This is a genomic window from Streptomyces beijiangensis (assembly GCF_017315755.1).
In the GTDB taxonomy this organism is placed as follows: Bacteria; Actinomycetota; Actinomycetes; order Streptomycetales; family Streptomycetaceae; genus Streptomyces; species Streptomyces beijiangensis.
Genome location: NZ_JAFLRJ010000332.1, coordinates 252 through 12,856 on the forward strand (window position 1 = coordinate 252; position 12,605 = coordinate 12,856).

Genomic DNA, 12,605 nt, shown 5'->3' on the forward strand with positions numbered 1-12,605 from the left:
CGTGCTGCTCAACGACCAGATGGTGGCGGAACGCGGCGAGGATTTCGTCATCGACATCCAGGGTGTCGAGCGGCTCAGCTGCACTTCGGAGTCGATCACGCCGGAAGCCGCCTGCACCTCCGTGCAGTTGCACCTCCAGGTCACCCCCGGCCGTTTCGCGGACGTCTGGAACGCGGCGCAGGCCGTCGCATCGGTGCAGGTGGCGGTGGGTGCCAACTCCCCCTTCCTGTTCGGCCGTGAACTGTGGCGCGAATCGCGGCCGCCGCTCTTCCAGCAGGCCACCGATGTCCGTCCGCCCGAGCTGCAGGCCCAGGGGGTGCGGCCGCGGACCTGGTTCGGGGAGCGCTGGGTCGACTCCGCGTACGACCTCTTCGAGGAGAACCTCAGGTACTTCCCTCCGCTGCTGCCGATCTGCGGCGAGGAGGAGCCGCTGCGGGTGCTCGACGAAGGAGGCATACCGAGCCTGCAGGAGCTGGTGTTGCACAACGGGACGGTCTACCGCTGGAACAGGCCCGTCTACGGGATCGCGGACGGCGTCCCGCATCTGCGGGTGGAGAACCGTGTCCTGCCCGCCGGGCCCACCGTCACGGATGTGATGGCCAACGCCGCCTTCTACTACGGCCTGGTGCGGGCGCTCGCCGAGGACGCGCGCCCGGTGTGGCGGCGGATGTCCTTCGATGCGGCCGAGCGCAATTTCGACGCGGCCTGTCGCTACGGGATCGACGCCGAGCTGGAGTGGGTGCGTCCGGGGCGGGCCGGCGGGACCACGAAGGTGCCCGCGGTGAAGCTCATACGCGATGAGCTGCTGCCGCTGGCCGCCGCCGGGCTCGACGCCTGGGGGATCGAGCCGGCCGACCGCGACCGCTACCTCGGGGTGATCGAGGAGCGGTGCAGGCGGAGGGTCAACGGGGCGTCCTGGCAGGTCGACACGTACCACCGGGCACTGGAGGCCGGTCTCGAACGGGAGGCGGCGCTGGCCGCCACGACCCGGCGCTACGGCGAGCTGATGCACCAGGGGGACCCGGTGCACACCTGGCCGGTGGGGTTCCCGGGGCCGTCATGACGCCTTGGCGCTGGCGGCCGCCATCACCGCCTTCAGGAGTACGGCGTGGATGTCGGCCGGGTCGCTGACCTGGTAGCCGGCCCCGCCGGTGGCCTCGGCGACCTGTTCGACCTCGGCCTTGTCGGTGTCGGGGCCGACCGCGATCATGATCAGCGGAACGGGGCGGTTGACGTCGGAGAGCTCCTTGAGCTTGGCGATCAGCCCGGAGCGGGAGATTCCGTCCTCGTCCTCGTTGACGCCGTCCGTCAGGACGACCACCGCATTGAACTTGCCGCTCACATAGGTGGCCTGCGCGTCCTTGAAGGCGGCCAGCGTCGTGTCGTACAGACCGGTCGCTCCGCCGGGCACCGGCGCCAGCCCCGAGATCGCGGCGGAGAGCCGGTCGCGCTGGGTGCCGCCGCCCTTCGCCGGGTCGCCGAGGCGGACCGTGTCCAGCCGCTTGCGGTAGTCACGGTCGCCGTCGAGCCGGGTGGCGAAATCCCACAGGCCGATCTCGTCCTCGGGGGTGAACTGGGCGAGCGCCTGCAGCAGTGATGCCTTGGTGACGTCCATCCGCGTCTGGGAGCCGCGGCCTGGCACCAGCGTCGCCATGGATCCCGACGCGTCGACCACCGTGGTCAGCCGGGCGCTCTGCACCGTGATCGTCCACATGCCGAGCGTCTCCTGGAGCTCCTGTGCGGACAGCGGCTCGGGCGGCTCCTTGGCGTACGGCTGCGGTGCGAGTCCGCCCGCCGTCTTCACCCCGCTGTCGCGCACGGGCTGGTCGGGCGTCCTGAAACCGTACGTCTCGATGGTGCGGCGGCCGGCATCCTCGCCGAGGAGGGACATGAAGCGCAGGGCGGCGCGGCTCTGGTCGGTGGTCTGGCCGGACTCGTTGACCAGCGTGTACGGGTAGTCCAGCTGCGGGGAGCCGTCCTTGGGATAGAACAGCTCGAGGTGCTCGGCGCTGCCGGCCGCCGAGTTGTGGGCGAAGGCCGACTGCTCGGAGAGGACCAGGGCCTGATTCCGGCGCGGATTGCCCTTCTCCGAACCCGAGTCGCCGCGGGCGAGGGTGTCCAGCACCTGCGAGTCGCCGTCGGATATGCGCTGGGAGAGCACCTTGGCGGCGGCCGCCACCTGGGTCTCGCTCTGAGGGCCCTTGCCCGCGGAGCGGCTGATGCTGCTGAGCGCGAGCAGCCCCGAGGCGCTGCGGGCCGGGTCGGCCGCGCCCAGGTGGATCTTGTCCGACTGCACGGTGGCCCCGGCCAACTCCGCCCAGCTGTAGGTCTTCTTGGGCCAGCCGAGCGCCTTGGCCGCCGACGGCACCATGGCCAGCGTGACCGGGGAGGCGGCGACATTGCCGGCCGGGGCGAGCGGGACGCTCTTGCCCGTGGCTTCCGCGCGCTGCACCCACAGCTGCGAATCGGGCAGCCATATCTGGTAGTCCGGGTCGGCCGATGTGGTGCTCAGGGCGTCGGCGACCTTGTAGGAATCGCGGGGGGTGACGGTGATGTCCATGCACTGGCCGTCAGTGGTGATCTTGTCTTTACGGACCCGGTCGGCGACGTCGCGTACGGCGGGAGCGATGTCGGGGGAGGCCACGAGACGCAGCTTCACCGCGGAGTCGGAGCAGGAGGTGGAGAAGCCGAGCAGGCCGCCCTGTGCCGCCAGCGCCGTACCCGTCGCCACGCACAGGACGAGCATGGTGGCGATGGCCACCGTCCTGCGGCGTACCGGCGGACGGACCCGGGTTCCCTCGGCGGGGAACTCATCGGGCAAGCTGTGACGTCCCATGCGATGGTGCCCTTCCCAGCGGCCTGTCGTGTGCGATCTTCGTACCTGCCTCCGAGACCCTAGCGGGACGGTGGTGGGCATGAGGTGTGAACGGTCAACTGGAGGCAGGTGTGCAGGCGCGTGGCTGATTCTCTTCCCACGGGGGGGATTTCACGGAAGATCTTCCGGTCTGAAACGGTGCTGGTACTCGCGCTGTCGCTCGGCGCGAGCGGTGTTTCGGCGCTGATCAGCTTTATCGGATCGCTGACGAAGCCCGGTGCGCTGAAGCAGCAGGCCGCGACGCTGAACAGTTCGTACGCGCCGGGGCGTCCGTGGCTGGATCTCGCCTGGCAGCTTTTCGGCATCACGACGGCGCTGGTGCCGGTCGCGCTGGTGGCGCATCTGCTGCTGCGGGAGGGGGCGGGGCTGCGGGCGATCGGCTTCGACCGGACCAGGCCGTGGCCGGACCTGGGGCGCGGGACGCTGATCGCGGCCGGCATCGGGAGCCTGGGGCTCGCCTTCTATCTGGGGGCGCGCGGCGCGGGGTTCAATCTGACCGTGGTGCCGGAGTCGCTGCCCGGTGTGTGGTGGAAGTTCCCGGTACTGATCCTCTCGGCGGTGCAGAACGCCGTACTGGAGGAAGTGATCGTCGTCGGGTACCTGCTGCGCAGACTGGGGCAGTTGGGGTGGTCGCCGATGGGCGCCCTGGTGGCGAGCTCGGTGCTGCGGGGCTCGTACCACCTGTACCAGGGGGTCGGCGGCTTCGTCGGCAACATGGCGATGGGCGTGGTGTTCGTGCTGCTCTACCGGCGCTGGGGGCGGGTGGGCCCGCTGGTGGTCGCGCACTCGCTGCTCGACATCGGGGCCTTCGTCGGTTATGCCCTGCTCGCCGGCAAGGTGGGGTGGCTGCCGACGGGGTAGCAGGTGCATGCGCAGGGGGCGTACGGAATTATCCGTACGCCCCCTGAGGCGTTCTCGGGGGCGCTCAGGCGTGCAGTTCGCCGTCGATGACCGTGACCGCCGTGCCGGTGAGCAGCGTGCGGTCGCCGTGCAGTCGTGTCCGTACGAGACCGGAGCGGGCCGAGGCCTGGAGGCCGGTCAGCGCGTCGCGGCCGAGGCGGGCCGACCAGAAGGGGGCGAGAGCCGTGTGGGCGCTGCCGGTCACCGGGTCCTCGTCGATGCCGACGCGGGGGAAGAAGCCGCGCGAGACGAAGTCGTAGCCGCGCGAGGGGTCGTCGGCCGCCGCGGTGGCGATGATGCCGCGCCGGGAGTGGGCCACCAGGGCGGGGAAGTCGGGCGTGAGGGAGCGGACGGTCTTCTCGTCCGCCAGCTCGACCAGCAGGTCTCCGACGTGGTCCGAGGTGTCGTGGACCGAGACCACCCCGGCGCCCAGTGCCTCCGCGACTCCGGCCGGGGCCTCGATCGGGGTAAGCGTCGAGGTCGGGAAGTCCAGCGTGATCGTGCCGTCGGCCTGCGCCGTGGCGGTGAGGATCCCGCAGCGGGCGGCGAAGCGGACCGTGCCGGTCGCGGCGCCCGTGGTGTGCAGGACATGGGCGGTGGCGAGCGTGGCGTGGCCGCACATGTCGACCTCGGTGGCCGGGGTGAACCAGCGCAGCGCCCAGTCGGCCTCGCCGCCGGCGGGCAGCGGGTGGGCGAAGGCGGTCTCCGCGTGGTTCACCTCCGTCGCGACGTTCTGCAGCCAGGTGTCGTCGGGGAAGGAGTCGAGGAGCAGGACCCCGGCCGGGTTGCCGGCGAAGGGGCGGTCGGTGAAGGCGTCGACGATTCGAATCCGCATGTCCCCGACGGTAGCGGCGGGGGAAAGCCGCAGGCCAAGGCCAATCCCGGGGATCTGGCCCCTTCGTGTGGCGGTCGGGTGTTGCCAAACGAACTGTTCCGATATATCGTTGACGCATCGCGACAGATCAACGATGGAAGGAAGTGTTTGCGATGCGTTCCCATACACATGGAAATTGCGGTCCCGGCCATCAGGGTCGGGAAGAATTCGAAGGGCGCCGTGGCGCCTTCGGCCCGTTCGGGCCGCCGTTCGGCGGACCATTCGGACCCGGAGGGCGTGGCGGCGGCCGGGGCGGCCCCAGGGGGAGGGCGCGGCGCGGTGACGTGCGTGCCTCGATCCTGGCGCTGCTCAAGGACCGTCCTATGCACGGTTACGAGATGATTCAGGAGATCGGTGAGCGGAGCGGCGGCGCCTGGCGTCCCAGCCCCGGATCGGTCTACCCGACGCTCCAGATGCTCGAGGACGAAGGTCTGATCACCAGTGAGAGCGAGGGCGGCAAGAAGCTGTTCACGCTCACCGAGGCCGGCAGCACCGCCGCCGCCGAGGGGCCCGAGGCCCCTTGGGACGATGCGGGGCGCGGCGTCGACTGGGAGACGATGAACGAGATCCGCCAGGCCGGTTTCGGCCTGATGGAGGCCTTCGGGCAGGTCTGGAAGACCGGCACCGCGGACCAGCGCCAGAAGGCGCTCACGGTCATCAACGACGCCCGTAAGAAGCTCTACCTGATCCTCGCCGACGAGGACTGACACCCGAAGACGACGGCGCCCCACGGAATCCGTGGGGCGCCGTCGTGCGTGGTGGGTGCGAGTCGCTCAGGTGGCCGGGCTGTTCAGACGACCAGGCCGTTCAGTTTGCGGAGCGACTCATTGAGCGCGGCGGTCGCCGAGTCCTTGAGCTTGCCCGCCATCAGGGCCACCGCGGCGCCGGTGAACTCGCTGTCGATGCGGAGCGTGGTGGCGTCGCCGTCGGGTGTGAGCGAGTAGCGCTGGCTGAGGTTGACGCCCATCGGGCCCTTGCCGCGGATCGCGAACACCCGGGCGGTCTCCAGCTCGTCGATCGTCCAGTTCACTTCGGCCGGGAAGCCCATGAGCTTCATGTTCTCCTGGAATGAAGCCCCGGCCTCCAGCACTTCGGGGCCGCCCTTGGGGAAGTCGGTGTGCGTCATGCTCCACTCGCCGTACGAGCCGAAGTCGGTCAGCTGCGACCAGACCTTCTCGGCCGGTGCCTCAATACGTGCCTCCGCGCTGACTTCGGCCATGCGACCACCCCTTCTTGTCAGGTTGTGATGTCGCGGAACGTAGCCGGTCGATGCGGAATATTCAATACTGATGAACTGTCAGACCTGCCAGATCTCCGCGGAGTCGAAGCAGTCGCTGGCGCGTGGCCGGCGGCTCTCGTCGTGGCAGTGGAAGGCGGCCCAGAAGAGGTCGCCGTGCAGGGCGTCGTGCGGTGCGTACACCCGGTACACGTACTGCCGTCCGTCCTTCGCGAGAAGGGCGACCAGCCAGAGGAGCATGCGGGCCTCCGTCTCGTGATGGCCGGGGTGGTGGTGTTGTCGATGAGAGACGAGTGCGGTGCGGGTCGCGGTTGCGTCGGCGGCGCAGGGCAAGGCGGCGCGCGCCCCTGGGGTGTATCGGTGCGATCTCATCCGCAAGGAGGAGAAGCCGGTCGTGTGTGCCCACCTTCTGTCGGATGCGGAAATGGGTCCCCGCGGGGATGGATCGGACGCCGGCGCCTGATGGGGTAGGAGATGTGCAAAGTCCTGTCCGGCCCGGCGACCAGCCGGCCCCCGCCCATGCCGAGATCGAAGCCAGGCTCACCGTGGAGCTTGCGACGGTGGTCACGGGCGCGCGCCGGCGTGCGCTGCGCGACGGCGACCGGCAGATCGACACGGCCCATCTGCTGCACTCGGTGATCGAGACGGATCCCGGCGTGCGGGCGGCCTTCGACGGGGGGCCGCAACTCGCCAAGGTGCTCGGATACCTCGTACAGCGCTCCATCGGATACGGACTGCGGTGGCAGGGGTCGGTGGAGGACTCCGGGGCGCTCCCTGTCATGCGCGAGCCGGAGGTCGCCGGGTGGTCGCCCAGCGCCGTCACCGCCATGGAGAACGCGCTGGCACGGGCCGGCGGGCGCGGTGACCGGCAGGCGTCGGGACGCGATCTGCTGGCCTCCCTCGCGGCGGACCGCGGCAGCCGCGCCGTCGAAGTGCTGATCCACGCGGGCGTCGATGTGGAGGTGCTGGCGCACCGGCTCGGGGAGGCGTCGTCTCGACAGGTGTCATAGGGATGACGCTCATGACGCCAGCTGTCATGATGTGCCGATGCACGCTCAGGGGAGGAGCGTCGGCCTGGGACTTGCCCTGCTGTCGGCGCTCGCATTCGGTGGATCAGGGGTCGCGGCCAAGCCGCTGATCGAAGCGGGACTCGACCCGTTGCACGTGGTGTGGCTGCGGGTGACCGGCGCCGCGCTTGTCATGCTGCCCGTCGCCTGGCGCCACCGGGACCTCGTACTGCGCAGGCCCGTTCTGCTGGCCGGGTTCGGGCTGCTGGCCGTCGCGGGGGTCCAGGCCTGCTACTTCGCCGCGATCTCCCGGATCCCGGTCGGGGTCGCACTTCTCGTCGAGTACCTCGCCCCGGCGCTGGTCCTCGGCTGGGTGCGGTTCGTGCAGCGCAGGCCGGTGACACGGGCCGCCGCGGTGGGCGTGGTGCTCGCCGTCGGAGGGCTCGCCTGTGTCGTCGAGGTGTGGTCGGGGCTCAGTTTCGACGTGGTGGGGCTGCTGCTCGCCCTGGGCGCGGCCTGCTGCCAGGTGGGCTACTTCGTCCTCTCCGACCAGGGGAGCGACGGGGAGGACGCGGCCGACCCGCTCGGAGTCATCGCGTACGGACTGCTCTTCGGTGCCGTCCTGCTGACGGTGGTCGCCAGGCCGTGGGGCATGGACTGGCAGGTGCTCGGCGGGAACGCGGGAATGAACGGGACGCAGGTGCCCGCGTGGCTGCTGCTCGGCTGGATCGTGCTGATCGCCACCGTCGTCGCGTACGTCACCGGAGTCGTCTCCGTGCGGATGCTCTCACCGCAGGTGGCGGGCGTCGTCGCCTGCCTGGAGGCGGTCATCGCGACCGTGCTGGCCTGGGTGCTGCTCGGGGAGCACCTCTCCGCACCGCAGATCTTCGGCGGCGGTGTCGTGCTGTTCGGCGCCTTCATCGCGCAGTCGTCCGCGCCCAAGGCGCCTGTGCCCACGGCGCCCGTGGGTTCCGTGGCGGACGTATCCGCGGGTGACTCAAAGGTGTTGCAGGTCAAGGACCCCGTTGCCTAGGGTGACGCGCATGCGTTTGACCGCGCTTCCCCCTCCCGCCGCCTAGCGCGGGCGGCCGCACTCACTGACGGACCGGGCCCGGGTGTTCCCGGGCGGTCCTTCGCTGCCCCCGCACAGAGCTGAGCGATCCACTCACCCCTGTCTGCGTGCGGAGAGAATCCACGTGTCGAACACTGTTGTCGGGCTGCCCGTCGGGCGAAGCCTCTGCTATCTGATCGTCGCCGGTGCCGCCTGGGGCACGGCCGGGGCCGCCGCCTCGCTGCTCTACCGGGCCAGCGATCTGGGACCTGTCGCCCTCACCTTCTGGCGGTGCGCCGGGGGACTCGCGCTGATGCTGGTGGTACGGGCGGTCCGCCGTCCCCGTACGGCAGTTCATGCCGTCGGGGCGCACCCTCGTACGAAGCTGCTGCGGATCGCCGCCACGGGAGGCACCTTCACCGTCTTCCAGGTCGCCTACTTCGCCGCGGTGCAGGACACCGGTCTCGCGGTCGCCACCGTGGTCACACTGGGTGCCGGGCCCGTACTGATCGCCGCCGGGGCGCGGCTGACCATGGGGGAGCGGCTGGGCGGCGGCGGCATCGGCGCCGTGACCGGGGCGATCGGAGGGCTCGCCGTCCTGGTGCTGGGGAGCGGCGGCGGAGCCGTACGTCCCGCCGGGGTCGCCTGGGCGCTGCTCTCGGCCGCCGGGTACGCGGGAATGGCGTTGCTGACGCGCCGGTTCGGGCGGTCGGGCGGCGGTGGTGATCCCCTCGCCATGACCACCTGGTCGTTCGCCGTCGGCACGGTGTGCCTGCTGCCGCTCGCCGCGGTCGAGGGGCTGATGCCGCACACGGCCGAAGCCGGCCAGGTGATCTGGCTGCTGGTGTACGTCGCCGCGGTCCCCACCGCCCTCGCGTACGCGCTCTACTTCTCCGGCGCCGCCGTGGTCAGGGCCGCGACCGTATCGGTGATCATGCTCCTGGAGCCGGTCAGTGCCGCCGTCATCGCGGTGACGGTGCTGGGCGAGCAGCTCACCACGGCCACCGTGGCAGGGACTCTGCTGCTGCTCGCCTCGGTCACCGGGCTCGCGTACGGGGAGATGCGTGCGGCGTCCGCCGCACGCCGTCAGGCGCTGCTCGTCTGACGGCGGCGCAACTGGTGGGCGCGTGCGGCTTCGTCCAGGGGGCCGCCGCGTCCGGCCAGTCCTTCCGCGATCTGCTCCTGGACTTCCAGGGGCTTGTGGCTCGCGTACTTGAACTTCGCCCGTACGGCGGTCACTTCGAGGCGCAGCCCGCGAATTCCCGAGAGCATGCGTCCGTACGGGGCCTCGCCGACGGCCGCCGCTGCAGAGCCTCCCTCCGGCTGGAAGTGGCCCATCTGCCGGTTGAGCAGCGCCGCCTTCTCCGCCGGATCGTCCACCAGGTGCGCGGTGCAGCGCAGTTGGACAGCCGCGTAGAAGCTGGTGGGCACACCGTGCTCGGACGGGATGTCCGCGGGGGCCTGCCAGGGGCCGGGGACGAAGGCGTAGTCGTCGACGACGCTCAGCAGGACCTGGGGGTTCGTCTCCAGGGCGGGCCAGATCGGGTTCGGGCGGGCCAGATGCGTGAGGACTTCGCCGCGCTCGCCGTCGTACACGAAATGCATGGGCTGTACGGAAGGAGGTTCGCCCGGCAGGCCGTTGACCGCGAGCTGGCCGAAGTCATGGGCGGCGAGCCACTGTTGCCACTCGCCGTCCTCGCGCGGTGCGTCCCAGGGGTGGATCAGCATCAGAGGGCCTTGAGGTAGTCGGGGAGCGTGACGGCCGGGTCGAGGTCGCCGGCGGGGATCGGTGTGCCGTGGCCGCGGGTCAGCGGGACGACACCCGTCCAGTGCGGGAGGGAGAGGTCCTCGGGCTCGTCGTTCGGGGGGCCGGTGCGGACCTTGGCCGAGACCTCGTCGAGGTCGAGGCGGAGCACGGACGTCGAGGCGAGCTCCTTGGCGTTGGCAGGACGGGAGTCCTGGGAGCGGCCGGGGACGACGTGGTCGACGAGCGCGTCGAGGACGGTGGAGCGCTCCTCGGCGTCGATGACCTGGTGGGCGGTGCCATGGACCACGACGGAGCGGTAGTTGATCGAGTGGTGGAAGGCGGAGCGGGCCAGGACCAGGCCGTCGACGTGGGTGACGGTGAGACAGACCGCCAGGCCGGGGTCCTGCTCACCCGCCATGCGCAGGGGGCGCGATCCGGTCGAGCCATGGATGTAGAGGCGCTCGCCGATCCGTGCGTAGAGCGTCGGCAGGACGACGGGGGCGCCGTCGCGGATGAAGCCGAGGTGGCAGACGTAGCCCTCGTCGAGTATCGAGTGCACCAGGGCCCGGTCGTAGGAGGCCCGCTCCCGGGAGCGGGTGGGGACGGTGCGCCCGGTGGGTTCGTAGGGGACTTCGGGCGCTGCGGGCTCCGGCATTGCGCTCTCCATTGCACTAGTGCATAATCTGCTTTGTGCTAGGAGCGTACGGAATCGAAGGTCGCCGCGCAATGGACATCGCCGCGAGCGTGGAGCAGGCCGTGGCATCCGGGCGGCTGGAGCCGGGTCAACTGCTGCCTCCGCTCAGGGAGTTGGCGACCGACCTCGGCGTCAACCCGAACACGGTGGCGGCCGCCTACCGGACTCTGCGCGACCGCGGGGTCATCGAGACAGCCGGACGCAGGGGCAGCCGGGTGCGCCCCCGCCCCGCCATCACCGCGCGCGAATCCATCCGGACGGACGTCCCCGACGGGGTGCGCAATGTGTCCAACGGCAACCCGGACCCCGCCCTGCTCCCCCCGCTCGGCGATGCCCTCGCCGCTGCGGCGCGCCACAACGAGGAGCGGCCGGGTCTGTACGGACAGGAAGCCGTCGACCCCGAACTGGCGCGCCTGGCCCGTGCCGCCTTCGACGCCGACGGGGTGCCCGACGGACGGATCGCGGTGGTGTCGGGGTCGCTCGACGGCATCGAACGCGTCCTGGCCGCACACCTCAGGCCCGGCGATGCGGTCGCCATCGAGGACCCGGGCTGGGGCGCCCTGCTCGACCTGGTCCCGGCCCTCGGGCTGCGGCCCGTACCGGTCGCGCTCGACGACGAGGGGCCGCTGCCCGACGAGGTCGAGCGGGCGCTGAGGGAAGGGGCGAAGGCCCTGGTCGTCACCGCCCGGGCGCAGAATCCGACCGGGGCCGCGGTGGGCGCCGGGCGGGCGCGCGAGCTGCGGGCCGTCCTTGCCTCGTACCCCTCGGTGCTGTTCGTCGAGGACGACCACGGGCACGGCATCGTCGATCTGCCGCTGCATCCGCTGGCCGGGGTGACCGACAGCTGGGCCTTCGTACGGTCGACGTCGAAGGCGTACGGCCCTGATCTGCGGCTCGCGGTCCTGACCGGGGACGCGGCCACCGTCGACCGGGTCCTTGGCCGGCAGCGGCTCGGCCCGGGGTGGGTCAGCAGGCTGCTGCAGCGCGCCGTGGTGCATCTGTGGAGTACGGGCGCGGTCGACGCGCGGGCGGTCTCCCTCGCGTACGGCAGGCGCAGGGACGCGCTGGTGGAGGCGTTGCGGTCGCGGGGTGTGGAGGCCCATGGCCGCAGCGGGATGAACGTATGGGTGTCCGTGCCGGACGAGACGGGAGCGGTGGCGCGGCTGCTGCACGCGGGCTGGGCGGTCGCACCGGGTGCGCGCTTCCGGCTGGCGGCGGCTCCGGGCGTGCGCCTCACGGTCTCGGGGATGTCCGACGACGACATCGGCCCTGTCGCCGACGCCGTGGCATCAGCGGCAGGACCGGCTCCCGGCAGGCGCTACGACTGAGGCGCGGACCGCTTCTTCCGGGGCCTGGTCTGGGTGAGGGCGGCCCCGGCGAGGACCACGACCGCGCCGACGGGGGTGTTCCAGCTGAGACTCTCGCCCAGCACCGCGACACCTGCGGCGGTGGCGATGACCGGGATGAAGTACGTCACCATCTGGGCGGTGGTCGGGCCGATCTCGGCCACCAGACCGTACTGCAGCAGCAGTGCGACCCCGGTGCCGAGCGCGCCGAGCGCCACCACCGCGAGCAGCGGGACCACCGGGAACGAGGTGGGCAGGGTGGTGAACAGCGGGGTGATCAGGGCCAGTTCGAGCGTGGCGACGAAAAGCTGCGAGCCGGTGATCGCGAGGTTGGAGCAGCCCGTGTTCGCCAGGGTGCGGCGCAGGTAGATCCAGCCGATGGGGTAGCAGAGCGAGGCGAGCAGGGCCATCGCCGTGCCCCCGTAGTCCAGGCCCGAGAAGCCCTGCCAGACGCCGAGCACGGTCAGTACGCCCAGGAAACCGACGCCGAGGCCGGCCACGCGGCGGCGAGTCGGCCGGTCCGACGAGAGCGCCACCATCGACAGGGCCATCCCCCAGAGCGGCGAGGTGGCGTTGCAGATGCCCGCGAGCGTGGAGGGGATCGTCTGCTCGGCGTACGCGAAGAGCGAGAACGGCGCCGCGTTCAGCAGCAGGGCGGCGACCGCGAGATGCATCCAGGTGCGGGCACCACGCGGCAGCCTGTCGCGCTTCACCATCATGGCCACGGCGAGCACGGCCGTACCGAAGAAGAGGCGGCCGAAGGTGACCTGGAAGGGGGCGTAGCCGTCGGTCCCGACCTTGATGAGGAGGAAGCTGAAGCCCCAGATGAGGGAGAGCACGGCGAAGCGGACGCGCCAGTCGACGGCGGGGCGGG

General features: G+C 71.1%; 14 protein-coding genes. 7 read left to right on the top strand and 7 right to left on the bottom strand.

The genetic code is table 11. The features are described from left to right. On the top strand, window positions 1–1,063 hold a 1,063-nt coding region (locus J0695_RS29405; protein ID WP_242553356.1), incomplete at its 5' end, for a glutamate-cysteine ligase family protein. On the opposite strand, the gene J0695_RS29410 is transcribed toward J0695_RS29405, so the two are convergent. Next, window positions 1,058–2,836 carry a substrate-binding and VWA domain-containing protein gene (locus tag J0695_RS29410; protein ID WP_206967073.1) on the bottom strand — a complete coding sequence of 593 codons (1,779 nt, stop codon included), beginning with the start codon at window positions 2,834–2,836 and terminating at the stop codon, window positions 1,058–1,060. The genes J0695_RS29405 and J0695_RS29410 overlap by 6 nt on opposite strands. Window positions 2,837–2,956: 120 nt before the next feature. Here J0695_RS29410 and J0695_RS29415 point away from each other — a divergent pair, with 120 nt between their 5' ends. Beyond that, on the top strand, window positions 2,957–3,736 hold the full coding sequence (locus J0695_RS29415; protein ID WP_206967075.1) for a CPBP family intramembrane glutamic endopeptidase: 780 nt from the start codon (window positions 2,957–2,959) through the stop codon (window positions 3,734–3,736). Window positions 3,737–3,800: 64 nt separating this feature from the next. On the opposite strand, the gene J0695_RS29420 is transcribed toward J0695_RS29415, so the two are convergent. Further along, window positions 3,801–4,610, bottom strand: a complete 810-nt coding sequence (locus J0695_RS29420; protein ID WP_206967077.1) for a PhzF family phenazine biosynthesis protein — start codon at window positions 4,608–4,610, stop codon at window positions 3,801–3,803. A 152-nt stretch (window positions 4,611–4,762) separates the two neighbouring features. Here J0695_RS29420 and J0695_RS29425 point away from each other — a divergent pair, with 152 nt between their 5' ends. After that, window positions 4,763–5,356 (top strand): PadR family transcriptional regulator, encoded by a 594-nt coding sequence (locus J0695_RS29425; protein WP_206967079.1) that lies wholly within the window; start codon window positions 4,763–4,765, stop codon window positions 5,354–5,356. Between the two features lie 83 nt (window positions 5,357–5,439). Here J0695_RS29425 and J0695_RS29430 read toward each other — a convergent pair whose 3' ends face one another. Both J0695_RS29430 and J0695_RS29435 read right to left on the bottom strand, forming a co-directional pair. Further along, complete coding sequence (locus tag J0695_RS29430) at window positions 5,440–5,868, bottom strand: type II toxin-antitoxin system Rv0910 family toxin (protein WP_206967080.1); 429 nt, start codon at window positions 5,866–5,868, stop codon at window positions 5,440–5,442. A 78-nt stretch (window positions 5,869–5,946) separates the two neighbouring features. Further along, a complete protein-coding gene (locus J0695_RS29435) occupies window positions 5,947–6,126 on the bottom strand; it encodes a hypothetical protein (RefSeq protein ID WP_206967082.1) in 180 nt (59 codons plus the stop codon). A 200-nt stretch (window positions 6,127–6,326) separates the two neighbouring features. Here J0695_RS29435 and J0695_RS29440 point away from each other — a divergent pair, with 200 nt between their 5' ends. The 3 genes from J0695_RS29440 (at window position 6,327) to J0695_RS29450 (ending at window position 9,049) form a co-directional block, all read left to right on the top strand. Next, window positions 6,327–6,896, top strand: coding sequence for a Clp protease N-terminal domain-containing protein (locus J0695_RS29440; protein WP_206967084.1), 570 nt, complete (start codon window positions 6,327–6,329; stop codon window positions 6,894–6,896). Between the two features lie 37 nt (window positions 6,897–6,933). Next, window positions 6,934–7,926 (top strand): EamA family transporter, encoded by a 993-nt coding sequence (locus J0695_RS29445; RefSeq protein WP_206967086.1) that lies wholly within the window; start codon window positions 6,934–6,936, stop codon window positions 7,924–7,926. 163 nt (window positions 7,927–8,089) lie between these two features. Next, entirely contained in the window at window positions 8,090–9,049 is a 960-nt protein-coding gene (locus J0695_RS29450; protein WP_206967088.1) for a DMT family transporter, read from the top strand. Here J0695_RS29450 and J0695_RS29455 read toward each other — a convergent pair. Then, complete coding sequence (locus J0695_RS29455; RefSeq protein WP_206967090.1) at window positions 9,031–9,672, bottom strand: FMN-binding negative transcriptional regulator; 642 nt, start codon at window positions 9,670–9,672, stop codon at window positions 9,031–9,033. The genes J0695_RS29450 and J0695_RS29455 overlap by 19 nt on opposite strands. Next, window positions 9,672–10,358, bottom strand: coding sequence for a pyridoxamine 5'-phosphate oxidase family protein (locus J0695_RS29460; RefSeq protein ID WP_206967092.1), 687 nt, complete (start codon window positions 10,356–10,358; stop codon window positions 9,672–9,674). The genes J0695_RS29455 and J0695_RS29460 overlap by 1 nt, the downstream gene beginning before the upstream one ends. A gap of 23 nt (window positions 10,359–10,381) precedes the next feature. Between J0695_RS29460 and J0695_RS29465 the strand changes: the two genes are divergently transcribed. Continuing rightward, window positions 10,382–11,713, top strand: a complete 1,332-nt coding sequence (locus J0695_RS29465; RefSeq protein ID WP_206967094.1) for an aminotransferase class I/II-fold pyridoxal phosphate-dependent enzyme — start codon at window positions 10,382–10,384, stop codon at window positions 11,711–11,713. On the opposite strand, the gene J0695_RS29470 is transcribed toward J0695_RS29465, so the two are convergent. Next, window positions 11,704–12,605 (bottom strand): DMT family transporter (locus J0695_RS29470; RefSeq protein ID WP_206967097.1); only part of this gene is annotated, 902 nt, incomplete at its 5' end. The two genes, J0695_RS29465 and J0695_RS29470, sit on opposite strands and share 10 nt — an antisense overlap.

What these genes read in the sequence shown, in the direction of transcription:
- J0695_RS29410 (WP_206967073.1), bottom strand. Translation starts at nt 2,836, where the DNA reads ATGGGACGTCACAGCTTGCCCGATGAGTTCCCCGCCGAGGGAACCCGG.
- J0695_RS29420 (WP_206967077.1), bottom strand. Translation starts at nt 4,610, where the DNA reads ATGCGGATTCGAATCGTCGACGCCTTCACCGACCGCCCCTTCGCCGGC.
- J0695_RS29425 (WP_206967079.1), top strand. Translation starts at nt 4,763, where the DNA reads ATGCGTTCCCATACACATGGAAATTGCGGTCCCGGCCATCAGGGTCGG.
- J0695_RS29430 (WP_206967080.1), bottom strand. Translation starts at nt 5,868, where the DNA reads ATGGCCGAAGTCAGCGCGGAGGCACGTATTGAGGCACCGGCCGAGAAG.
- J0695_RS29435 (WP_206967082.1), bottom strand. Translation starts at nt 6,126, where the DNA reads ATGCTCCTCTGGCTGGTCGCCCTTCTCGCGAAGGACGGACGGCAGTAC.
- J0695_RS29440 (WP_206967084.1), top strand. Translation starts at nt 6,327, where the DNA reads ATGGATCGGACGCCGGCGCCTGATGGGGTAGGAGATGTGCAAAGTCCT.
- J0695_RS29445 (WP_206967086.1), top strand. Translation starts at nt 6,934, where the DNA reads ATGCACGCTCAGGGGAGGAGCGTCGGCCTGGGACTTGCCCTGCTGTCG.
- J0695_RS29455 (WP_206967090.1), bottom strand. Translation starts at nt 9,672, where the DNA reads ATGCTGATCCACCCCTGGGACGCACCGCGCGAGGACGGCGAGTGGCAA.
- J0695_RS29460 (WP_206967092.1), bottom strand. Translation starts at nt 10,358, where the DNA reads ATGGAGAGCGCAATGCCGGAGCCCGCAGCGCCCGAAGTCCCCTACGAA.